The 21941-nt window shown below is 70.0% G+C and carries 22 protein-coding genes; 17 read left to right on the top strand and 5 right to left on the bottom strand.

All coding sequences use genetic code 11. The annotated features are described in order from the left end of the window. The first annotated feature begins 99 nt into the window (after positions 1-99). Together DMC64_RS36340 and DMC64_RS36335 are read left to right on the top strand one after the other, a co-directional pair. Positions 100-1554: a glycosyltransferase family 39 protein gene (locus DMC64_RS36340; protein WP_125737202.1), complete on the top strand. Its 1455-nt coding sequence runs from the start codon at positions 100-102 to the stop codon at positions 1552-1554. A gap of 2 nt (positions 1555-1556) precedes the next feature. Further along, positions 1557-2210, top strand: a complete 654-nt coding sequence (locus tag DMC64_RS36335; protein ID WP_125737201.1) for a GPP34 family phosphoprotein — start codon at positions 1557-1559, stop codon at positions 2208-2210. Here DMC64_RS36335 and DMC64_RS36330 read toward each other — a convergent pair. Then, positions 2193-2813: a TetR/AcrR family transcriptional regulator gene (locus tag DMC64_RS36330; RefSeq protein WP_125737200.1), complete on the bottom strand. Its 621-nt coding sequence runs from the start codon at positions 2811-2813 to the stop codon at positions 2193-2195. The genes DMC64_RS36335 and DMC64_RS36330 overlap by 18 nt on opposite strands. 84 nt (positions 2814-2897) lie before the next feature. On the opposite strand from DMC64_RS36330, the gene DMC64_RS36325 reads away from it, so the two are divergent. From DMC64_RS36325 to DMC64_RS36305, 5 genes are all read left to right on the top strand, one after another. Next, complete coding sequence (locus DMC64_RS36325; RefSeq protein ID WP_125737199.1) at positions 2898-3410, top strand: PH domain-containing protein; 513 nt, start codon at positions 2898-2900, stop codon at positions 3408-3410. Then, complete coding sequence (locus tag DMC64_RS36320; protein WP_125737198.1) at positions 3407-4912, top strand: PH domain-containing protein; 1506 nt, start codon at positions 3407-3409, stop codon at positions 4910-4912. Before DMC64_RS36325 ends, DMC64_RS36320 begins: the two co-directional genes overlap by 4 nt. 43 nt (positions 4913-4955) lie before the next feature. Then, positions 4956-5717 carry an isocitrate lyase/phosphoenolpyruvate mutase family protein gene (locus tag DMC64_RS36315; RefSeq protein ID WP_125737197.1) on the top strand — a complete coding sequence of 254 codons (762 nt, stop codon included), beginning with the start codon at positions 4956-4958 and terminating at the stop codon, positions 5715-5717. Positions 5718-5727: 10 nt separating this feature from the next. Further along, positions 5728-6747, top strand: a complete 1020-nt coding sequence (locus DMC64_RS36310; protein WP_125737196.1) for an aminotransferase class V-fold PLP-dependent enzyme — start codon at positions 5728-5730, stop codon at positions 6745-6747. An 88-nt stretch (positions 6748-6835) separates the two neighbouring features. Further along, entirely contained in the window at positions 6836-7456 is a 621-nt protein-coding gene (locus DMC64_RS36305) for a hypothetical protein (RefSeq protein ID WP_125737195.1), read from the top strand. Between the two features lie 78 nt (positions 7457-7534). On the opposite strand, the gene DMC64_RS36300 is transcribed toward DMC64_RS36305, so the two are convergent. Then, a complete protein-coding gene (locus DMC64_RS36300) occupies positions 7535-8464 on the bottom strand; it encodes a ferritin-like domain-containing protein (RefSeq protein WP_125737194.1) in 930 nt (309 codons plus the stop codon). 135 nt (positions 8465-8599) lie between these two features. Between DMC64_RS36300 and rimP the strand changes: the two genes are divergently transcribed. The 7 genes from rimP (at position 8600) to DMC64_RS36265 (ending at position 15372) form a co-directional block, all read left to right on the top strand. Continuing rightward, positions 8600-9139 carry a ribosome maturation factor RimP gene (gene rimP, locus DMC64_RS36295; protein WP_037343048.1) on the top strand — a complete coding sequence of 180 codons (540 nt, stop codon included), beginning with the start codon at positions 8600-8602 and terminating at the stop codon, positions 9137-9139. Beyond that, complete coding sequence (gene nusA, locus DMC64_RS36290) at positions 9136-10176, top strand: transcription termination factor NusA (protein ID WP_037343050.1); 1041 nt, start codon at positions 9136-9138, stop codon at positions 10174-10176. The genes rimP and nusA overlap by 4 nt, the downstream gene beginning before the upstream one ends. Before the next feature lie 23 nt (positions 10177-10199). After that, the gene (locus tag DMC64_RS36285) at positions 10200-10502 is read left to right on the top strand and encodes a YlxR family protein (RefSeq protein WP_052120881.1); all 303 of its coding nucleotides are present in this window, start codon (positions 10200-10202) and stop codon (positions 10500-10502) included. Between the two features lie 145 nt (positions 10503-10647). After that, on the top strand, positions 10648-13653 hold the full coding sequence (infB, locus tag DMC64_RS36280; protein WP_125737193.1) for a translation initiation factor IF-2: 3006 nt from the start codon (positions 10648-10650) through the stop codon (positions 13651-13653). Between the two features lie 73 nt (positions 13654-13726). Further along, a complete protein-coding gene (locus DMC64_RS36275; protein WP_016332602.1) occupies positions 13727-14020 on the top strand; it encodes a DUF503 domain-containing protein in 294 nt (97 codons plus the stop codon). Between the two features lie 28 nt (positions 14021-14048). Beyond that, positions 14049-14525: a 30S ribosome-binding factor RbfA gene (rbfA, locus tag DMC64_RS36270; RefSeq protein ID WP_007029396.1), complete on the top strand. Its 477-nt coding sequence runs from the start codon at positions 14049-14051 to the stop codon at positions 14523-14525. 16 nt (positions 14526-14541) lie between these two features. Next, a complete protein-coding gene (locus DMC64_RS36265) occupies positions 14542-15372 on the top strand; it encodes an alpha/beta hydrolase family protein (protein ID WP_037343057.1) in 831 nt (276 codons plus the stop codon). 76 nt (positions 15373-15448) lie between these two features. On the opposite strand, the gene DMC64_RS36260 is transcribed toward DMC64_RS36265, so the two are convergent. Then, a complete protein-coding gene (locus DMC64_RS36260; RefSeq protein ID WP_199755207.1) occupies positions 15449-16492 on the bottom strand; it encodes a TRM11 family methyltransferase in 1044 nt (347 codons plus the stop codon). A gap of 40 nt (positions 16493-16532) precedes the next feature. Here DMC64_RS36260 and DMC64_RS36255 point away from each other — a divergent pair, with 40 nt between their 5' ends. Continuing rightward, positions 16533-17528 (top strand): bifunctional oligoribonuclease/PAP phosphatase NrnA, encoded by a 996-nt coding sequence (locus DMC64_RS36255; RefSeq protein ID WP_081975924.1) that lies wholly within the window; start codon positions 16533-16535, stop codon positions 17526-17528. 48 nt (positions 17529-17576) lie between these two features. Then, positions 17577-18728 (top strand): preprotein translocase subunit SecY, encoded by a 1152-nt coding sequence (locus tag DMC64_RS36250; protein ID WP_125737192.1) that lies wholly within the window; start codon positions 17577-17579, stop codon positions 18726-18728. 11 nt (positions 18729-18739) lie between these two features. Here DMC64_RS36250 and DMC64_RS42805 read toward each other — a convergent pair whose 3' ends face one another. Continuing rightward, positions 18740-20053 carry a VCBS repeat-containing protein gene (locus tag DMC64_RS42805; protein WP_158634290.1) on the bottom strand — a complete coding sequence of 438 codons (1314 nt, stop codon included), beginning with the start codon at positions 20051-20053 and terminating at the stop codon, positions 18740-18742. A 64-nt stretch (positions 20054-20117) separates the two neighbouring features. After that, complete coding sequence (locus DMC64_RS36240; protein WP_125737191.1) at positions 20118-21416, bottom strand: VCBS repeat-containing protein; 1299 nt, start codon at positions 21414-21416, stop codon at positions 20118-20120. Positions 21417-21547: 131 nt separating this feature from the next. Between DMC64_RS36240 and DMC64_RS36235 the strand changes: the two genes are divergently transcribed. After that, on the top strand, positions 21548-21820 hold the full coding sequence (locus DMC64_RS36235; RefSeq protein WP_233629936.1) for a winged helix-turn-helix domain-containing protein: 273 nt from the start codon (positions 21548-21550) through the stop codon (positions 21818-21820). The last annotated feature ends 121 nt before the right edge of the window (positions 21821-21941 follow it).

The following is a 21941-nucleotide window of genomic DNA, read 5'->3' as shown; positions in this document are numbered from 1 at the left end:
CACCCGGCGACCGCGACGGGGTGATCCGCAACTTTCGTCTATGCCATGACCCTCCTTACCCGGTATCCGGACAGGAGCGTCTCGGCTGGACTGGAGATCATGAGCATCGCGACCCAAACCGTCCGAACAGGACGGGAGCAGACCTTCGCCCGTCTCCCGGTGCTCGTCGTCGCCACCTTGGCCGGGGGCGCGCTGCTGGCCACGAGCGGCCGCTACGCGCACGGTTTCGACGAGCTGTACTTCCTGATGGCGGGCAAGGAACACCTCGCGTGGGGCTACTTCGACCAGCCGCCGCTGATCCCCGCCCTGGCCGGGGCGATGGACATCCTGTTCCCCGGTTCGCTGGTGATGCTGCGGCTGCCGATGACCCTGGCGGCCGCCGCCGGTGTGGTCGTCACCGCGCTGATCGCCAGGGAACTGGGCGGCGGACGCGGCGCCCAGGTGCTCGCGGCCGGGCTCTACGCGACGTCCGGCGTGATCGTCGTCAGTCACTGGATCGGCACCTACGTCTTCGATCCGTTCCTCTGGACGGTGATCGTCTGGCTGGTCGTCCGCTGGGTTCGCGTCCGCCGGGACGGGCTGCTGGTCTGGGCGGGCGTCGTCACCGCCGTCTCCCTGCAGACGAAGTTCCTCATCCCGGCTTTCTGGGTGCTCGCCCTGCTCTCGGCGCTGGTGCTCGGGCCGAGGGAGCTCGTGCGGCGGCCGAAACTGTGGCTCGGCGCGGGAATCGCCGTCGTCGCGACGATCCCGACGTTGCTCTGGCAGGCGCGGAACGGCTGGCCGTATCTGATCATGAACGACGTCGTCTCGGCGGAATTCCCCGGCACGTGGCCCTTCCTGCGCGACGGCTTCCTGACCGCGGGCGTCGGGGCCGGTGTGCTCGCGTTCGTCTACGGCCTCGTCCGGCTGAACCTCTCCCGCGAACTTCGCGGCTATCGCTTCCTGGGGGTGGTGATAGCCGCGTTGATCGTGGCGTTCTTGGTGCTGCACGGACGTTCCTACTATCTGATGGGCGTCTTCGCGCTGCCCTTCGCCGCCGCGGCGACGGGCTTCACGAAGCACGTCCCCCGATGGCGGCCGGTGGCGTGGCCGGTGATGGTGCTTTCGGCGGTGATCACCCTCGCGGGCCTGCCGATCTATCCGGCGACCATGGCCAGGACGAGCTTCGGGCCGATCGCGCTCGGCAGTTCCTTCGCCGGTGGTGAACTGCCGCAACAGGAACTGGTCAAGGCGGTCGGCGAGGCGTACGCGGCCCTGCCGCCGGATCAGCGCGCACGCACGGCGGTCTACGCCGAGATCTATCCGTTCGCCGCCGCCACGGAGTTCTACGGCAGGCGGTACGGCATCGACCACGTCTACAGTGGACATCGCGGCTACTGGTATTTCGACCGGCCCCCGGATTCGGCGGACGGCGTGCTGTTCCTGGGATTCGATCCGGGGCTGCTCAAGCCATACTTCGCCACGGTGACCCCGGTGGTGGAAGGACTGCTGTGGCGGTACGACGGTAGACGGGGTTCCTGGGACGAGATCTGGCCCAAACTGGAAAGGCACTGACGATGACCGAACTTTCGTTACCCGCCAAGGCCTATCTGCTCGCGTGCGACGTCGGCGAGGCCAAGCTGCGCGACCGGGCGCGCGCGGGCCTGCTGATCCGCGGCGCCGCGCTCACCGACCTCGTGCTGCGCGGCCGCGTCACCGACGCGGACGGCCGGGTCGCGGTGACGGGCGCCGGGCCGACCGGGGACCTCGTCCTCGACGAGCTGCTGGCCGAGATCGGCCGGGAGAGCCCGCGCAAGTGGAAAGGGTGGGTGCGCAAGGACGCGCGCGGCACGCTGGAGTCGCTGGAGTCCCAGCTGGACGCGGCGGGTGTGATCGACTTGAAGACCGCCCGGATCCTGGGATTGTTCCCGTCGCGCCGTCCGGTCGTGCGGGATCCGGCCGTCGTGGAAAGGTTGCGGGCCTCGGTCGATCAGGCGTTGCGCGGTCCGGCGCCGGCGTCCGATGTGGACACCGTTGACGCCGCGCTCACCGCGCTGGTGGCCGCAGTGGAGCTCCGCGGTGTCGTTTCGGGCCGGGACAGGCGTCGCCACCGGGACCGGATCGAAGAACTGGGCGAGCGTGGCGGGGACGCGGTCCCCGCGTTGCGGAAGCTGTTCCGGGAGCTACGGGCGGTGCGGGCGTCGGCGGCGTCCTCATCCGGCGGGAGCTGAACCGAACAGCCGGTCGAGGTAGTAGTCCACTGTGGACAACGCCTCTTCCGGTGTGCGGTGCTTCATCACGATGTTGGTGCCCTGGGAATCGGCGAGGGCCCACAGGATCGCGGACTCGTGCATCGGATCGGCCGATTTGTCGACAGTGCCCGCCTCCTGACCCTGGCGGATCAGGAGGGCGAGCAGCTCGAACAGCTGCGGGACACCGTCGGTGAACGCGGCCGTGAAGGAGGGGTCGGAGATCGCGCGGATGAAGAACGCGACACCCATCAGCCAGTCGCCGCGGCGGCGCTCGTCGAGCGGCAGGATCTCGACCATGATCGCGCGGATGATGGCCTGCGGTGTCGACGGCAGTTCGCCGGCCTCCAGCTGGGCCTTGATGCGCTCTTCGTAGACCTGCGAGCGGCGTTCGACGGCGAACAGCAGCATCTCGTCCTTGGTCTTGAAATAGTGCTGCACCAAGCCCATCGACATGCCCGCTTCGGCGGCGACGTGCCGGAGGCTGACTCCTTCGAGGCCCCGCGTGGCCGTCAGCCGCGTCAGCGCCTCGGCGATCTCCGCGCGGCGCGCGGCGTGATCCACCTGTTTCGGCACCTTCACCATCCGTTCCGCCGTTTGCAATGCGATCGCATTGCCACTACTGTCCCAGGTTATTACGATGCGATCGCATTGTAAACGAGCTCGGGGGTGAACTCGGTGGAAGCCGAACGGGGGAAGGTGCGGCTGCGGCCGCCGCGGAACGTGCTGGATCAGCGCGTCGTGGGCTGGTGGCGGCTGCAGGGAACGCTTTTCTGGGGCGCGCCGGTGCTGGTGCTGGTGGTGCTCGGGCTGCTCATCACGCCCGCGCGGTTCTGGCTGCTGACACCGGCGGTGGTGTTCGCGGTACTGGGCCTCGCGTGGGTGATCGCGATGCCGCTGTGGTGGTTCAAGGTGCATCGCTGGGAAGTCACGGAGACGGCGGTGTACGCGCGCTCCGGGTTCTTCTGGCAGGAGTGGCGGGTCGCGCCGATGTCGCGGATCCAGACCGTGGACACCCTGCGCGGGCCGCTGCAGCAGGTGTTCAAGCTCGCGACCGTCACGGTCACCACGGCGTCGGCTCGGGGCGCGGTCAAGATCCGCGGCCTCGACCACGAACTGGCCGCGAGCCTGGCGGAGCAGCTCACCGAAACGACGCAGGCGACGCCGGGGGACGCGACATGACCTCGGGCGAATTCGAGGGCTGGAACACGCTCGACAAGCGGACACTCGCCGTCACCGCGGTGATGATGACCGGCGCGGCCGTCGGCGCCGCGATCCCGACCACGGCCGCGATCGTCGGCGGCGGCGCGGGATTCTGGGTCGCGCTCGCCTGGGTCGTGGCGGGCGGGCTGGTCCTCGTCGTCGGCGGAGTGCTGGCGGACCTCTTCTACTGGAAGGGGGTTCGCTACCGGCTCACGCCGGAACGTCTGGAGACGGCGTTCACCCTGGTCTTCCGCTCGCGGAAATCCCTGCAGCGCGAGCGGATCCGCAACGTCGACCTGACGGCGAACCCGCTGCACCGGCTGTTCGGCGTGGCGGTGGTGACCATCGGCACCGGCTCGCACGAGTCGGGCGGGCAGGGCCGGATCAAGCTCAACCCCGTCTCGCGCGCCGAAGCCGAGCGGCTGCGTGCGGAACTGTTGCGCCGCGCGGAAATCGTGGAGACCGACGAGGACGCGCCGCTGGCCGAACTCGACCGGAGCTGGATCCGCTACGCGCCGATGTCGTTCCTCACCCCGGCGCTGGGGCTCGCCGCGGGCGGCGGGCTCATGCAGGTCTCCGAATGGGCGGGTCTGCAGAAGGGCCTGATCGACTGGGTGATCGGCCTGTTCCGCGGTATCCCACTGGTGGTGGCGATCCTGATCCTGCTGGCGATCGCGATGCTCGTCGGCCTGGTCGGCGCGCTGGGCCTGTGGGTCGAGATGTGGTGGAACTACCGGCTCGACCGGGAGGCCGGCGGCACGCTGCGGGTGCGCCGGGGCCTGTTCACCACGCGCTCGATCTCGATCGAGGAACGCCGGATGCGCGGCATCGACCTCGTGGAGCCGCTCGGGAACCGGATCTCCGGCGCGGCGCGGGTCGACGCGATCGCCACCGGCATGCGCCAAAGCGACGACAAGGACAAGACCGACTACCACACGCTTCTGCCCGCCGCGCCGGTCGCGACGGCCAACCGGATCGCCGCGGCGGTGCTGCGCGAACCGGTCTCGCCGACCGAAGCCGTCCGGCTGACCGGGCACCCGCGCGCCGCGCGGGGACGGCTGCTGCGCTGGTGGATCGGCTCGGTGGTGGTCCTGCTGGCGATCTTCGCGATCCTCGGCTTCCTGCTGACCGACGTCCTGCTGGTGATCGGCGCCGCGCTCGGCGTGGTGCTGCTGCCCGCGTCGGTGCTGCTGGCGCTGGACGCCTACCGCAACCTCGGGCACGGGATCACCGGGCGGTACCTGGTCGGACGGCATGGCACCGTGCGGCGGAGCACGTTCGCGCTGGAGCGTGACGGCGTGATCGGCTGGACGGTGAAGCAGTCGATCTTCCAGCGGCGCAAGGGTTTGCTGACCGTCGTGGCGACCACGGCCGCCGGTGCCGGGGCGTACTCGGTGTACGACGCGGGGGAGGAGCAGGGGCTGCTGTTCGCGGAGGAATCGGTGCCGGAACTGCTGACGCCCTTCCTGGAACGGGCTTGACGCTTCGGCCGTCACCGAAGCGTCCGCTGGCTACCGTCGTGCCATGACCGCATTCGCCGCACTCCACGTCCCCGGTTCCCCGCTGCTCCTGCCGAACGTCTGGGAGTTCGGTACCGCCGCCTTCCTGGCCGCGCAAGGCTTCCCGGCGCTCGGCACGACCAGCCTCGGGGTCTCGGCCGCCGAGGGCGAGCCGGACGGTGCCCCGTCCTCGAAGGACGCCACCGTCCGGCTGGCGCGACGGCTCGCCGGGCTGGACGCGCTGATCAGCGTCGACCTCGCCGACGGGTTCAGCGAAGACCCGGGCGAGGTCGGCGCGCTGGCGGCGGAGCTCGCCGAAGCCGGTGTCGCGGGCATCAACCTCGAAGACGTCCTCGGCGACCCGGTGCGGCACGCGGCCAAGATCGCGGCCGTGAAGGACCGCGCTCCCGGTCTGTTCGTCAACGCCCGCACGGACACGCATTGGCTGGGAGCGCCCGACATCGGCGCCGCGATCGACCGCTCTCTGTCCTATGTGGACGCGGGCGCCGACGGAGTGTTCGTGCCGGGGCTCGCCGAGGCCGCGGAGGTCGAACGGCTGGTGAAGGCCGTCGGGGTGCCGGTGAACCTGCTTTTCCTGCCCGGCAAGGTCACCGTCGCGGGGCTCGCCGGGCTCGGCGTCGCCCGGATCAGCCTCGGGTCGCTGCCGTACCGGATGGCGCTGGCCGCCACGCTGCGCACGGTGGAGGCCGTGCGCGACGGCGGCGAACTCCCGCTGATCCCGCCGTCCTACGCCGACGTCGCGGCCCTGCTCCCGGAATCTCATTAACCTCGGGAGCATGCAGACCTTCGGAGCCGAATTCGCCGTCCCGTCCGGCTATCTGAACACACCCAGCATCGGCATCCCGCCGTCGCACGTGGCCGACGCGGTGGCGGAGGCGGTCGAACGGTGGCGGCGCGGCGAGGCCCGGCCTGCCGACTTCGACGAGCCCGTCGCGCGGACCAGGGCGGGCTTCGGCGCGCTGATCGGCGTCCCCGCCGAGCGGGTCGCGGTCGGGGCGTCCGTGTCGCAGCTGATCGCGAACGTGGCCGCCGGACTGCCCGACGGCGCCAGTGTCCTGGTCGCCGCGAACGACTTCACGAGCGTCACCTTCCCTTTCGCGGCCCAGGCGCACCGCGGGGTGAAGGTCACCGAAGTCCCGCTGGCCGAGCTGACCGAGCGCGTCGAAGGGCACGACCTCGTCGCGGTCAGCGTCGTCCAGTCGGCGGACGGTGCCCAGGTCGACCTCGCCGCGCTCCGGGCCGCGGCCGAGGCGGCGGGCGCGGCGGTCCTGCTCGACGCCACCCAGGCCGCCGGATGGCGGCCGCTGGACCTCGGCTGGGCCGACTGGGTGGTCGCCGCGGGCTACAAATGGCTGCTCGCGCCGCGCGGGGCGGCCTGGCTGGCCGCGCATCCGCGGGTGCTGGAGCGGGCCGTGCCGGTCGCCGCGAACTGGTACGCGGGCGAAGACCGCTGGCAGACCGTCTACGGACTCCCGCTGCGCCTGGCGGAGGGCGCCCGGTCGCTCGACCTGTCTCCGGCCTGGCTCGCGTTCGTCGGCGCCGCCGCCTCTCTCGACTACCTCGCGTCCTTGGACCTCGAAGCCGTCCGCGCGCACTGCGTGGGCCTCGCCGACTCACTCCGCGAAGCGATCGGCTCACCCGGTCAGGGGAGTGCGATCGTCTCGCTCGACGCCGACGCCCGCCGGGTGGCGGAAGCGGGCATCGTGGCCGGTACCCGGGCCGGAAGGCAGCGATTCGGCTTCCACCTCTACAACACGGCTGACGACGTCGAACGGGTGATAAGCACGTTCAGGTGAACCGCCGGGAGCGCGTGAACTACCGTATGTTCCCGTGGTTGGTGCGCAATTTACCCCGGGACCGACGGAAACGACCCGGCTTCAGCCGGTGCGACCGGCAGGGCCGGGCGGACCGCCGTCCGCGCCGAAGCCGCCTAGGGACACCAAGGCCCTGGCGCTCAAAGGCGGCGGGCTGGTCGCCATCGCGGTCGTCTCGGCCCTGCTCTGGTGGCTGATCCGGCACGAGCCGGAGCCGACGCCGGTCGCGGACCCGCCGGAGAAGACCGGCCAGTTCCAGTACACGCTGGTCGAAGGCCCGCAGGTCACCACCGACTGCGCGAGCAAGGCCTACGGCGACACCAAGAAGTTCTTCACCGACACGCCGTGCACGCGCCTGTCGCGGGCGCTGTACACGACCGAGACCGGCGGGAAGAAGGCGCTCGTGTCGGTCGTCCTGGTCACCATGCCCGGCGAGGTCACCGCGACCCAGCTCAAGGCGCTGACCGACAAGGACGGCACGGGCAACGTGTCCGACCTGGTGCGCGATGGGACCTTCAAGGCGCAGGGCGCGCCGAAGATCTCGGGGCAGGACGCGGCCTACGACTCCCACGTCACCGGGCCCGAGGTGGCCATCGTGCTGGCCGGCTTCTACGACAAACAGAAGGACAAGCCGGTGCTGGAGAAGATCGCGACCGACGCCCTGCGGCTTTCGGGCGACCTGCGCCGCTGACCGGACCCGCCTCCGAAGTGTCATGAAAGGGCCGTTCAGGACATCTTTTGTCCTGAACGGCCCTTTCATGACATGAGGTCAGGCCGACTGGCCCGGCATCGCGATCGCCACCGGTTTCGCGCCGAACTCCGCCCGCCACGCCGTCCCCCGCCGCGCCGACCCGATCAGCGCGTTCAGCGCCGTCGTCCGCAAAGCGGCGTCGTCGGTGCGGTCGACCACGCCGAGCCAGGCCGCGGACGCGTCCGCTTCGGCGGTCGCCACCAGTTCCATCGCCGAATTCGCCTCGGTCACCGGCCTCGGCGGCACGTACGCGGCCTCCGGCCCGGCGGGCGCCTGTCCCGCCGCGGAAAGCATGCGTTCGCAGACGTCACGGCGTTTGACGTGCTCGGCCGTACCCCGCGACACCGCGCCGCTGAACGCCGCGGGCAGGTACGCGCTGACCAGCCCGTACACCCAGATCGCCGCGTGTTCGGCGGCCAGCGCCTGCTGGACGGCCTCCGCCGCCTCGCCGCCGAGCTGGACCCCGGCGGGCACCTCGACGGCTCCGGCGTCGTCGCCGCGGCCGAGCTTCTCCGAACTCTGCTGCAGCGCCGCGCAGCCCGCCGCGATCGAGGCGACCATCCCGGCGCGGTAGCGCGGCAGGGTGGGCACGAGACCTTCGGCCTGTTTACGGGCCACGGCGAGCCGTTCCTTGAGCCCATCGAGCGACGACGGCGGTGGTATCGCCGCCGGACCCGGTTGCTCCGGCTTCGGCCGGTTCAGCCGGTCCACCTCGGTCTTGAGCGCCGCCGCGTGCGCGGCCCGCGCGGTGGCGACCGCTTCGCCCTCGGCGCCCAGCGCCTTCGCGCCGGCCGCGTCGGTCTCCGCCGCGCGCAGCAACGGGCCCAGCGGGTCGGGGCTTTCGTCGAAGCCGGGGGAGCAGGCGGACGCCAGCGGCACGGCCAGCACGGCCATCGCCCCCATCCGCAGGAAAGTGCGACGGCTCGGCTCTGTCGATCTTCCGGTCACGCCGCCCCATCCTGCCAGTACCCCGTGCGGGGCCGCCGCTCGCGCGTCACGCGGGGGTGACCGGATAAGCTGGTCCACTACCGAACCCGGATCCACGCCGCCGGGTCGCCCACAGCCGAACAGGAGCACTCCACCGTGCCCAACGACCTCGCCAGCAGGCTGGAGCCCATCGTGGCCGAAGCCGTCAAGGCCGCGGGTTTCGACCTCGATTCCTTCGAGGTCCAGCAGGCAGGCCGCCGTCAGCTGGTCAAGGTCGTCGTCGACGGGGACGACGGCGTCGGGCTGGACGAGGTGGCGGGCGTCAGCCGCGCGGTCTCCGCCGCGCTCGACGAGAACGAGCACGTGATCGCGAGCGCGTACACGCTCGAAGTCACCTCGCCGGGCCTGGACCGGCCGCTGACCGTGCAGCGGCACTGGCGGCGCGCGAAGTTCCGTCTCGTCAAGGTCACCCCGGCCGAAGGCGCGGCGTTCATCGGCCGGGTCGGGCACGCGGGGGAGAAGTCCGCGCGCGTGCTCGTGGACGGCGAGATCCGGGACGTCTCTTACGCCTCGGTGACCAAGGCGGTCATCGAGATCGAGTTCAAGCAACCACCTGCCGAGGACCTGAAACTGTTGGAAACCGATGCGTCGGCCCTGAACGCCGCCACCACGGAGCCGAAGGAGGAGCCGAAGTGAACGTCGACATCGCCGCGCTGCGCGCGATCGAACGGGACAAGGACATCCCCTTCGAGACGGTGATCGAAGCGATCGAAACCGCGCTGCTCACCGCGTACAAGCACACCGAGGGCCACCAGCCGCACGCCAGGATCGACATCGATCGCAAGAGCGGGCTGGTGCGCGTCCTCGCGCACACCCTCACCCCGGACGGCCAGACCGACGAGGAATGGGACGACACCCCCGAAGGCTTCGGGCGGATCGCCGCGACCACCGCGCGGCAGGTCATCCTGCAGCGTCTTCGCGACGCCGAGCACGAGAAGACCTTCGGCGAGTTCTCCGCCAAGGAGAACGAGCTCGTCGCCGGCGTGGTGCAGCGCGACGCCCGCGCCAACGCCCGTGGCATGGTCGTCATCCAGGTCGGCGACATCGAGGGCGTGCTGCCCGCGATCGAGCAGGTGCCCGGCGAGACCTACGAGCACGGCGACCGGATCAAGGCCTACGTCGTCACCGTCTCGCGCGGCAACCGCGGCCCGCAGGTCACGCTGTCGCGTTCGCACCCGAAGCTGGTGCACAAGCTGTTCGCCCTGGAGGTCCCCGAGATCGCCGACGGCACGGTCGAGATCGCCGCCGTCGCGCGGGAACCGGGACACCGGACCAAGATCGCGGTCCGCTCGACGGTGCCCGGCGTCAACGCCAAGGGCGCCTGCATCGGCCCGGTCGGCGCGCGGGTGCGCAACGTGATGAGCGAACTCGCGGGCGAGAAGATCGACATCATCGACTACTCCGAAGACCCGGCGAAGTTCGTCGGGAATGCGCTGTCGCCCGCGAAGGTTGTATCGGTGAAGGTCGTCGACGAGCGGGCCAAGACCGCCCGCGTCGTCGTGCCGGACTTCCAGCTTTCGCTCGCGATCGGCAAGGAGGGGCAGAACGCCCGCCTCGCCGCCCGGCTCACCGGCTGGCGGATCGACATCCGCAGCGACGCCGCCCCTGAGCAGGGTGACGAAGCACACGCCGGGCAGGCGCGGCCCGCCGCGGCAACCGGTTCGGCTGAGTGAAGGTCGAAGCGCTAGACTTACGAGTGGTTCAGAGCCCGCGGCCGGGAACCGACCTCCAGCATGACCGGGAAACCCCGGTTCGCACCTGTGTGGGTTGCCGTAAGCGGGCCTTGATCGGCGAGTTGCTGCGAGTGGTCGCGGCGGACGGTCGGTTGGTCGTCGACGAACGTCGGCGGCTGCCGGGCCGGGGTGCCTGGTTGCACCCCGTGCCGGACTGTCTGGCCAAGGCCGAGCGGCGCAGGGCGTTCCCCCGAGCACTTCGTGTTCCGGGGTCGCTCGACGCCCAGGGTGTCCACGAACGCCTGGAGCGGCACGCCGAAGGCTAAAGGGCGCCGGGACATCCCCGGTGCCGGATGGAATCAGGAAGCAGGTCGACCCGTCATGAGTCAGCCGTGAAGCTGAATCAATGAACGCGCGACAATAGGACGAGGTCTGCGGGTCTGCCGCCGGCCTCCCCAGATGAGGAGAGCTGTGCCAGGCAAGGCCCGAGTACATGAGCTCGCGAAAGAGCTCGGCATCACCAGCAAGGAAGTTCTCGCCAAGTTGAAGGACCAGGGCGAGTTCGTGAAGTCCGCGTCGTCGACCGTCGAGGCACCCGTGGCCCGGCGTCTTCGTGACGCTTATTCGTCCAAGGACGGCCAGAGCAAGAAGCCCGTCCCGACTCCCGGCCCGCGCCCGCCGGTGAAGCCCGCTGCCCCGGCTCCGGCCGCGAAGCCCGCTGCGCCCGCGCCCGCGGCGAAGACCGAGGCCCCGGCCGCCCCCGCGGCGTCCGCCCAAGCCCCGTCGGCTCCGGCTCCGGCCCAGCAGCCGTCCCGTCCCGCCACCCCGGGTGCCCGCCCGGGTCCGCGCCCCGGCCCCCGGCCGCCGGCGCCGAAGGAAGAGGTCGCTCCGGCGGCGAAGGCCGCTCCGGCCGAGCCGAAGAAGGAGACCCCGGCGGCACCGGCCACCCCGCCCGCGTCCCAGACGCCGTCGCAGGGTTCGGTCGTGCCGCCCAAGCCGCAGGGCCCCAAGCCCGGCGGCCCGAAGCCCGGCCCGCGCACCCCGCGCGTCGGCAACAACCCGTTCGGTGTGGGTTCCGGTTCCCCGGCCCCGCGTCCGTCCGGCCCGCGTCCCGGTGGCGGCCAGCAGGGCGGCGACAGCCGTCCGCCGCGTCCCGGTGGCGGCCAGGGCGGCGACCGTCCGGCTCCCCGCCCCGGTGGCGGCGCGCCCGGTGGTAACCGGCCGAGCCCGGGCAACATGCCCCCGCGCCCGAACCCCGGCATGATGCCGGGCCGCCCGGCCCGTCCGGCCGGTGGTCCCGGTGGCGGCCGTGGTGGGCCCGGCGGCGGAGCCCGTGGTGGCCCCGGCGGCGGCGCTCGTGGCGGTCCCGGTGGCGGCGGCGGAGGTTTCCGCGGCGGTCCCGGTGGCGGCGGCGGTGGCGGTTTCCGTCCCGGCGGCGGTGGCGGCGGTTTCCGTCCCGGTGGCGGCGGTCCCGGTGGGGGCGGCGCCCCGGCCGGTGGCGGCGGCTTCCGCGGTGGCGGCGGCGGTCGTGGCGGCCCCGGTGGCCGTGGCGGTACCGCGGGTGCCTTCGGGCGTCCCGGTGGTCCCTCGCGCAAGGGCCGCAAGTCGAAGCGGCAGAAGCGCCAGGAGTACATGGACAACATGCAGGCGCCCAGCGTCGGTGGTGTCCGTCTGCCCAAGGGGCAGGGCGAGACGATCCGCCTGCCGCGTGGTGCCTCGCTGACCGACTTCGCCGAGAAGATCGACGCCAACCCGGCTTCGCTGGTGCAGGTGCTCTTCCACCTCGGCGAGATGGTCACCGCGACGCAGTCGGTGTCCGACGACATCCTGGAACTGCTCGGCGGCGAAATGAACTACAACGTTCAGGTCGTCAGTCCCGAGGAAGAGGACCGGGAGCTGCTCGAGACCTTCGACATCACCTACGGCGAAGACGCGGGTGAGGAAGAGGATCTGCAGGTCCGTCCGCCGGTCGTGACCATCATGGGTCACGTCGACCACGGTAAGACCCGCCTGCTCGACACGATCCGCAAGACGAAGGTGCGCGAAGGTGAAGCCGGTGGCATCACCCAGCACATCGGCGCCTACCAGATCGAGACCGAGCTCGAAGGCACCCCGCGTCTGATCACCTTCATCGACACCCCGGGTCACGAGGCGTTCACCGCCATGCGTGCCCGTGGTGCCAACTCGACCGACATCGCGGTGATCGTGGTGGCGGCCGACGACGGTGTGATGCCGCAGACGGTCGAGGCGATCAACCACGCGCAGGCCGCCAAGGCGCCGATCGTGGTCGCGATCAACAAGATCGACAAGGAAGGCGCGAACCCGGACAAGATCCGGCAGCAGCTGACCGAGTACGGCCTGGTCGCCGAGGAGTACGGCGGCGACACGATGTTCGTCGAGATCTCCGCGCGGCAGAACATCAACATCGACGGCCTGCTCGAGGCGATCCTGCTGACCGCCGACGCCGCGCTGGACCTCCGGGCCAACCCGGACATGGAGGCCCAGGGTGTCGCGATCGAGGCCCACCTCGACCGCGGTCGCGGTCCGGTGGCCACGGTGCTGGTCCAGCGAGGCACGCTGCGCGTCGGTGACTCGGTCGTGGCGGGTGACGCCTACGGCCGCGTCCGCCGGATGGTCGACGAGCACAACGTCGACGTGACCGAGGCGTACCCGTCGCGTCCCGTCCAGGTCATCGGGTTCACCTCGGTGCCGGGTGCGGGCGACACCTTCCTGGTGGTCGACGAGGACCGCGTCGCCCGGCAGATCGCCGAGCGCCGCTCCGCCCGGACGCGCAACGCCCTCAACGCGTCGCGTCGCAAGCGGGTCAGCCTCGAGGACCTCGACTCCGCCTTGAAGGAGACGAACAGCCTCAACCTGATCATCAAGGGTGACAACTCCGGTACCGTCGAGGCGCTCGAAGCCTCGCTGGTGCAGCTCGAGGTCGGCGACGACGTCGAACTCAACGTCGTGCACCGCGGTGTCGGTGGCGTCACCGAGTCCGACATCGACCTGGCGACCGCGTCCGACGCGATCGTCCTGGGCTTCAACGTCCGTGCGCAGGGCAAGGCGACCGAGCGGGCCACCCGCGAAGGCGTCGACGTCCGGTACTACACGGTCATCTACCAGGCGATCGAGGAGATCGAGCAGGCTCTGAAGGGCATGCTCAAGCCGGAGTACGAAGAGGTCGAGCTCGGCAAGGCGGAGATCCGCGACGTCTTCAAGTCGTCGAAGATCGGCACCATCGCCGGTTGTCTCGTCGTCTCGGGCGAGATCCGCCGCAACGCGCGGGCCCGTCTGCTCCGCGACGCGACCGTCATCGCCGAGAACCTGCCGATCAGCTCGCTGCGGCGGTTCAAGGACGACGTGGTCGAGGTTCGCGACGGGTACGAGTGTGGTCTGACGCTGGGGTCGTACAGCGACCTCAAGGTCGGCGACATCATCGAGACCTACGAGCAGCGCGAAAAGCCGCGTGCGTAAGTGACACGGGCGGCGCTCCTCCGCATCTGGGCGGGGGAGCGCCGCTTCACTTCTAAACAACCCAGAACCCCACATGTTCGTAGGAGCTCTTGAGCTCGACATCCTGCTGGGCGACGTCCATTCGCTCAAGCAGAAGCGATCCGTGATCAAACCGGTGCTGGCCGAGGTGCGCAGGCGTTTCGACGTCTCCGTCGCCGAAGCGGGCCATCAAGACCTGCACCGGCGCGCGCTGATCGGTGTGGCCGTGGTCGCGGCGAGTGGCGAGCACGTTCGTGACGTGCTCGACTCGTGTGAGCGCCTCGTGGCCGGGAGGCCGGAGTTCGAACTGCTCTCCAGCCACCGCCGGCTGCTCGGCCCGGATGACTAAAGAAGATCTTTCGAGGAGACGAAATCCCATGGCCGACCCCGCTCGGGCTCGTAAGCTCGCCAAGCGGATCTCACAGATCGTCGCGCACGCGATCGAGCACGACATCAAGGATCCGCGGCTCAACCACGTGACGATCACCGACACGAAGATCACGGCGGATCTGCACGACGCCACGGTCTACTACACGGTGCTCGGCGAAAACCTGGAGTCCACGCCCGACCACGCCGGTGCCGCCGCGGCGCTCGAATCCGCCCGCGGCGTCCTGCGCACGAAGGTCGGTCAGGGCACCGGAGTCCGCTACACTCCGACGCTGGCCTTCGTGGCCGACAGTATTCCTGAGGACGCCAAGCGCATCGAAGACCTTCTCGCGAAGGCGCGGGAAGCGGATGCCGAGGTCGCCCGGCGGGCCACTGGGGCGCAGCACGCCGGCGAAGCCGACCCGTACAAGCCGCCGCGGGAAGAGGCCGAAGACGATGAGTTCGCCGACGAGGAGACCCGTCGCTGAGGGACCGGACCACGCCGTGAGCCGGCGTGGTCTCCTGCTGGGAGCCGCGGCTCTCGGCGGCTCGGCGCTGCTTTCCGCTTGCGGCGCCGAGAAACCACCTCTGGTGGGGCCGCCGCCGGTGGCCCCGCCGTCCACCCCGACCCCGCTCACCGAAGCGGTCACGGTGCAGAAGATGCGGTCGGCGGCGCGGAATCGCGACGTCAACCTCGTCATCATCGCGCCGGACGGCGTGTCCCGGGTCGGGATGCCGGTCTGCGTCGCCCTGCACGGGCGCGGCGCGGACGCCAGGACGTTCCTGAACCTGGGCGTGCAGGACGCGCTGAACCGGGCCGTCGCGTCCGGGATGCCCGGTTTCGCGGTGGCCGCCGTCGACGGGGACAACTACTGGGTGGACGTCGGCAAGGACGACGACCCGCAGCGGATGCTGTCCGACGAGCTGCCCGGCTGGCTCGCCCAGCGCCAGCTGCGGCCGCCGTCGGCGATGTTCGGGATCTCGATGGGCGGGTTCGGCGCACTGCGCTACGCCCGCGACCACAAGAACCTCAAGGCTGTCGCGGTCGCCAGCGCGGCGCTGTTCGTGAGCTGGCCCGATGCCAAGTCCCGCAAGGTCTTCGAGGATCGCGCGCAGTGGGAATCGCATGAGCCGCTGCTGCACACCGGCGACCTTTCCGCCGAGGCGACGGGCGTGTGGTGCGGGAATTCGGATCCCTTCGCCCGTGCCGACCGCAAGCTCATCAAGGCACTGGACCCGGCCGTCGCGAAGATGACCCCGGGCGCGCACAACGACGACTATTGGCGCGAGATCATGCCCGACGTGCTGAAGTTCGTGGGGGACCGCATCGCCTGACCCCGCGTTTCGTCCTCTGAATGCGATAGTGCGCGATGCCAACTACCGCATTCAGAGGACGAAACGCGGGAGGGGGCTAGAGGGGTTTGGAGGCGACGATCAGGTCTCGCACGATCGCCTGGTCCACCCGGTGGGCGAAGCCGGCGTACGGGCCGTCCTCCCGGACCTCCAGGCCCGCCTTGTCCAGGATCGCGGCGAGTTCCTCGCGCGGCGCGACGTTGGTGTTCCACGAGATGCCGAGCGCGCCGCCCGGGCGCAGCACCCGCGTCCACACCGGGACCGCGGCCGCGAGCAGATCGCGCGGGCTGCGCGCGAGCGACGCGTCCTGGGTGCGGTGGCTGCCGTGCTGCACGCCGTACGGGGCGTCGGTGACGATGAGGTCCACCGAGTTCGGCCGCAGCAGTTCGTCGGTGGTGAGCGTGTCGCAGTTGAGGTAGCTCAGCCGGCGTACCTCGCCCGCCTTGTACCGCTCCTTGGTGATCCCGAACCCGATGTCGAGCCGCCTGCCGAGCCGGACCTTGTTGCGGCGCACCTGACCGGATTCGGCGCTGTGCTTGATCCGCTTCTGCTTCAGCCAGGTCTTGACGAACATCTCGTAGGCGTCGAAATCCTTGCCGTCGACGTCGAGGCCGGTGGCGTCGAAGCCGTACATCATCGCCTGGTTCAGCGTCGTGCCGCGGCCGCAGAGCGGGTCGAGCAGGTGCAGCGGCCCGTCCAGCATCGCGGCAGGCTCCGCCCTCGACAACAGGGTGACGTTGACGAGGAGTTTGGTGAACAGCTCGTTCGTCTTGCCCGGGTACTTCTGGATGGTCAGCAGATCCGAGTCGAAGTTCGCGAGCGGGCTGATCGTCACGGGCTTCAGCACGCCGTCGCCGAGTTCGAACAGCGCGTACAGCGCCGAAAGGTTCGACAGGAGCGCGAGATCGCGTTCGCTCAGCGGTGCGGGCGTGGTGAAGGTGAGGTAGCCGACGCCGCCGAGTTCCGTCTCGCCGATCTCGGAGACCTCGGTCTCCAAAGCGGACAGACCGAACACCGCCAGCTCCGCGCGCAGGAGGGCCGGAGTGGAGTCGGTGTAGACCCGGTTGGCGGACGGGTAGACCAGGATCGCGTACTCGGACATCCGGTAGAGCGTAGCTTGACTGATTGTGACAGCCACTCCAGTGCCGAACCTGAAGGAAGCCGCCGCCCTCCTGGCGCGCGCCACCGACGTGACCCTGCTCGGCCATGTCCGCCCGGACGCCGACGCGCTCGGCAGCGCGCTGGCGCTGGGCCGGGCGCTTCAGCTGCGCGGCGTCAAGGTCCGCGTCTCCGTCGGCGAACCCGAGGAGATGCCCGAAACCCTGCGGAGCCTGGACGTCGGCGGGCTCTACGTCCCGGCGAGCGAGCTGCCGGAGAGCGAACGGCTGCTGGTCGCGCTCGACACGCCCACGCCGGGCAGGCTCGGGAAACTCGCGCCGCGGGTGGACGCCGTCCGCGCGGCGGGCGGCGACGTCCTGGTGATCGACCACCACGCGTCCAACGTCTTCTACGGCACGCACCACGTCGTCGACGACACCGCCGAAGCCACCGCGGTCCTCGTCTTCGCGTTGCTGGAGGAGCTCGGCACCGAGATCGACGAGCCGATCGCGCGCTGCCTGTACGCGGGGCTGGTCACGGATACGAGCGGGTTCCGTCGGGCCCGGCCGTCCACCCATCTGATGGCCGCGAAGCTGCTCGAAGCCGGTGTCGACCCGGACAAGGTGGTCCGCGAGATCGTCGACGACCACCCGTTCGCGTGGCTGCCGATGCTTTCGGAGGTCCTCGCAGGCGCCCGGCTGGAGCCTGACGAGGCTCGCGGCTTTGGCCTCGCGCACGCGGTCGTGACGCTCGACGTCGCGCGGTCCGTCCGTGCCGAAGAGGTCGAAGCCGTCGTCGACGTCGTCCGGTCCACTCGCGAGGCCGGGGTCGCCGTGGTGCTCAAGGAGGCCGAGCCGATCGGGCCACAGCGGCGATGGACGGTTTCGCTCCGTTCGGCGGGCGGCGTCGACGTGTCGGCCGCGGCCGGGGAACTGGGCGGTGGAGGACATCGCCAGGCGGCAGGCTGCACCGCGGAGGGCACGCCCGACGAGGTGCTCGGCAAGCTCCGGGAGGCGCTGTCGAGGGCGCCGCTGCTCTGACGAACGGTGTCATCGTAATTTCATCGGTGGTTCCTAACGTGAGCCACGATGAACGAACGAAACCCCCTCCGCCGCCGGATCCTGGTCACGCTGGGCGTGATCGTGCTGTTCCGGCTGGGGCAGAGCCTGCCCACGCCCCAGCCGGTCCGCCCGCCGCTGAGCGATCATTCGTGGCGCTGGATCCTCGACCTCCTCACCGGCGGTCGCCTGGCCACGGTGTTCGGGTTCGGTGTCCTTCCCTGCCTGCTCGCCCCGTTCGTCCTGCGAGCGCTGATCGTCCTGATCCCGCGGCTGGCGGCGCTCCGGGCGGAAGGTGAAGCCGGAGCCCGGGTGCTGACGCGGTACCGGCGACGGCTCGTCGTCGTGCTCGGCCTGCTGGGTGCCGTCGGCCTGGTCGTGTCCGGTGCCCAGGACGTTCTCGACGGAGCCGTGACGGTGGCGTGCCTGACCGCGGGCACCGCGGTGGTCCTTCGGCTGACCGAGCTGATCACCGACCGGGGTTTCGGTGATGGCGTCCGGATCCTGCTGCTCGCGCAGGTCCTGGCGGTGCTGCCGCCGGAGTTCCTGCGCCTGTACGAAAGGACGGGCTGGGCCGCCGTCGTGGTGATGGCCGTGGTGACACTGTCGATCACCGTGATCACGATCGTCGTCGCGCAGGGGCAGCGCCGCGTCCCGGTGCAGTACGCCAAGCGGATGATCGGCAGACGCGCTTTCGGCGGCACTCCGTCTTACATTCCCCTTCGCTTCCCCCAAGCGAACAGCCCGGCCGTGCTCGCCGCGGTCCTGCTGTGGGTGCTTCCCTTCGGCCTGGGAGATCCCTGGTGGATCGCGGTCTACTTCGTCCTCGTCTGCCTCTTCGCCTTCGTCAGGGCGGCCGTGGCGCAGGACATGGACAAGGTGGCGGGCGAGCTGGTGCGGGTAGGCGGTTTCGTCCCCGGGATCCGGCCGGGGAACTGGACCGCCGAGTACCTCGACCACGTGAACCGCCGGATCATCGCCTTCGGCGCGTTCAGCTTGGGAGTGGTCGCGCTGCTCCCGGTCGCCGGTCTGGCCCTGCTACGCGTCACCCCGGCGACGCTGTTCGTCGCCGGGGTGACCCTGCAGGTGGTGCTCGTCTTCCTGGTCAGTGTCTCGCTCGACACCACGCGGCAGATCGAGTCTCTGCGCCAGCAACGGCGCCACGAACCGTTCCTTCGCTGACCCTGACCACCTCAGAAGTGCGGAAGCCAGCCGCTACCGAGAGCGTCGGCCGGGCCGAACTTGTTGCCGCCCTTGCCGTTCCACAGGTACAGCGTGCCGCTGGTCTTGTTGATGGCGCCGATGTCGGAGTGGCCGTCCTTGTCGACGTCGCCGAGGGACATCAGCGTGGCGTGGTAGTCGCCCCAACCACTTCCGACTGCGTCGGCGGCACCGAACTTATTGCTGCCCTTGCCATTCCAGATGTAGAGCGTGTTGCCATCCCGCACCGCCGCAAGATCGGTCTTGCCGTCGTTGTCGAAGTCGCCCGCGATGGGCGCGGTGAAGGGTTCCCAGCCGCCACCGACCGAGTCGGCGGGGGTGAAGTGGTTGTTGCCCTTGCCGTTCCAGATGTACAGGGTCCCGTCCTTGACCGCCGACAGGTCGCTGATGCCGTCGTTGTCGAAGTCGCCTGCGACCGGGGCGCTGAAGGGCTCCCAGCCGCTGCCGACTGCGTCGGCGGTGCCGAATTTGTTGTCGCCCTTGCCGTTCCAGACGTAGAGGGTGCCGTTCTTCACTGCGGCGAGGTCGGTTTTACCGTCTTTGTTGAAGTCGCCGGCGGCGGGGCGGGTGAAGCCTTCCCAACCGCCGCCGACGGGGTCCGCGGTGCCGAAGTTGTTGCTGCCCTTGCCGTTCCAGATCGTCAGAGTTCCGGTTCCGGTGGCGTAGATGTCGCCGACGCCGTTGCCGTCGAAGTCCCCGCCGTCCGCGGTCGACCGCTGCCACAGTGCGCTGACGATCTTCTGCGCGTCACCGGCCTCGGTCTGGTAGCGGTCCGGATAGGCCGAGACCTGCACCGCCTGGCACACCTCGCCGATCGGCGCCGAGCTCCAGGACCCGTTCGGGTACACCCGCACCATCTTGTCGAGGAAGGCGTTGGTGGCCCAGACAGGGTTGAGCCGGTTCGTCGCGCTGCCCCAGGACGCGCGTTGCTGGAACAGGCCGAGGCTGTCGTGGTCGACCTCCTCGCTGATGTTCTGGAGACTCGTCTCGACGATCACCGTCGCGATGGCGATGGCCGCGGCTCTCTGGCTCAGCCCGCGATCGCGGACGGCGTCGACGACCATGCGGGCGCACGACATCCGGTACGCGGTCAGGTAACCCCGCATCTTCGCGGTCAGGGTGCCGTTCAGCTGGGTGGCCAGGGCGGCGTCGCCGCTGGTCGTGCCCGAGCGGTCGCACGGGGCCGTGGCGTAGGCGGCGGTCACCAAGCCGGCCGGTTCTTCTTCGGCGTGCGCGACGGGGGACAGGGCGGTGATCGCGAAGACGGTCAGGGCTGCCGTGGTCACACGGCGGGTGAAGTTCTTCGACACTGGTCGACCCTCCAAGGTCGTGGGGTGGGGACGGAAGCGGTCAGAAGTGGGGGAGCCAGCCGCCACCCAGGGCGTCGGCGGGGCCGAATTTGTTGCCGCCCTTGCCGTTCCACAGGTAGAGGGTGCCGCTGGTCTTGTTGATGGCGCCGATGTCGGAGTGGCCGTCCTTGTTGACGTCGCCGAGGGACATCAGGGTCGCTTGGTAGTCGCCCCAGCCACCGCCGAGAGCGTCGACGGCACCGAACTTGTTGCCGCCCTTGCCGTTCCAGATGTGGAGGGTGCCGTCCTTGACGGCGGCGAGGTCGCTCTTGCCATCGTCGTTGAAGTCGCCCGCGATGGGCGCGGTGAAGGGTTCCCAGCCGCCGCCGATGGTGTCGGCGGGGGTGAAGTGGTTGTTGCCCTTGCCGTTCCAGATGTAGAGCGTGCCGTCCTTGACCGCGGAGAGGTCGCTGATGCCGTCGTTGTCGAAGTCGCCTGCGACGGGGGCGCTGAAGGGTTCCCAGCCACTGCCGACGGCGTCGGCGGCGCCGAACTTGTTGCCGCCCTTGCCGTTCCAAACGTAGAGCGTGCCGTTCTTCACCGCGGCGAGGTCGGTCTTACCGTCCTTGTTGAAGTCGCCCGCCGCGGGGCGGGTGAAGCCTTCCCAGCCACCGCCGACGGGGTCCGCGGTGCCGAAGTTGTTGCTGCCCTTGCCGTTCCAGATGGTCAAGGTGCCGGTTCCGGTCGCGTAGATGTCACCGACGCCGTTGCCGTCGAAGTCCCCGCCGTCGAGGGACTTCTCGATGACCTTGTCGTAGCGGATACCGCGGTAGGTGGTCATCTCCGACCAGGAGTTGGTGTTGTGGTTGGTCTTCTGGCCGTAGTCGTTTTCCGAGTAGACCCAGGCGCCCGCCGAGTGGTCCTTGGGGTCGACCCACTTCTCGAACAGCTCGATGTGACCGTTCTTGAGCAGTGCGTCACCGGGCAGCAGATCGTGCAGGCTCGGCAGCCAGGACTTGTGCGAGTAGGACTCGAAGTCGCCGGTGTTGAGGTCCCAGCCGTCGGATTTCTTGGGCAGATGCCAGGCCATCGCGACGAGACCGGAGCAGTCGGGCCGGTACTTGCCGCCGGTGCCGTCGGAGATCGCGTCCGCCTGGTCCTGGCTGTACCAGGTGTCACCCCGGTCGTACCAGTACTTGGCGCGGGCGATGATCTCGGCGCGCGTGATCACGCCGCCCACTGTGGACGCGGCACTCGCCTCGTTCCGCGTGCCGAACGTGAGCAAGCCTGCGACGAGGGTCACGAGGACCATGACCGCGGCGGCGAACCGTACCGCTCTGGGAGAACCGGAGCTGTTCATGACGACCTTTCCTGAGCATGATGTGGAGTGGGACGACACAGAGGCTCCGGGAGGCCGCTGTAGCCACGCTTCAACGCGAGCTACAGCGAGAGGGGCGCGCTGTGGCTGGATCCGCTCTGGGGGAGGGACGGATGAGGTTTTCTCTGCTCGGGCCGATGGAGGTGGCGGGCCCGTCGGGGCCGATCGCGCTCCCGGGGGCCAAACCGCGCACACTGCTGGCCGCGCTGCTGCTGGGCTCCGGCCGGACGGTGCCCGCCGAACGGCTGATCGGCGTGATCTGGGGCGAGGAGCCGCCCACGACCGCCCGCGCGGTGGTGCAGACGTATGTCGCGACGCTGCGCCGGACGTTCGACACGGCGGGCTTGCCGCAGGTGATCGCGTCCGATCGGAACGGCTACCTGTAGTGACCATGGACGTTGTTGACGGTTGAGCGGCGTGTTGGGTTGATCATGACGAAGACCTCCGTGTGTGGTGCTGGTGTCTGACGCCATCACCGATCACAACGGAGGTCTTCGTGTTCCACCG

The organism is Amycolatopsis sp. WAC 04197 (assembly GCF_003947475.1).
GTDB classification, from domain to species: Bacteria; Actinomycetota; Actinomycetes; order Mycobacteriales; family Pseudonocardiaceae; genus Amycolatopsis; species Amycolatopsis japonica.
The sequence above is the reverse complement of the archived record's forward strand: the minus strand, read 5'-3'. Positions and strand labels throughout refer to the sequence as shown.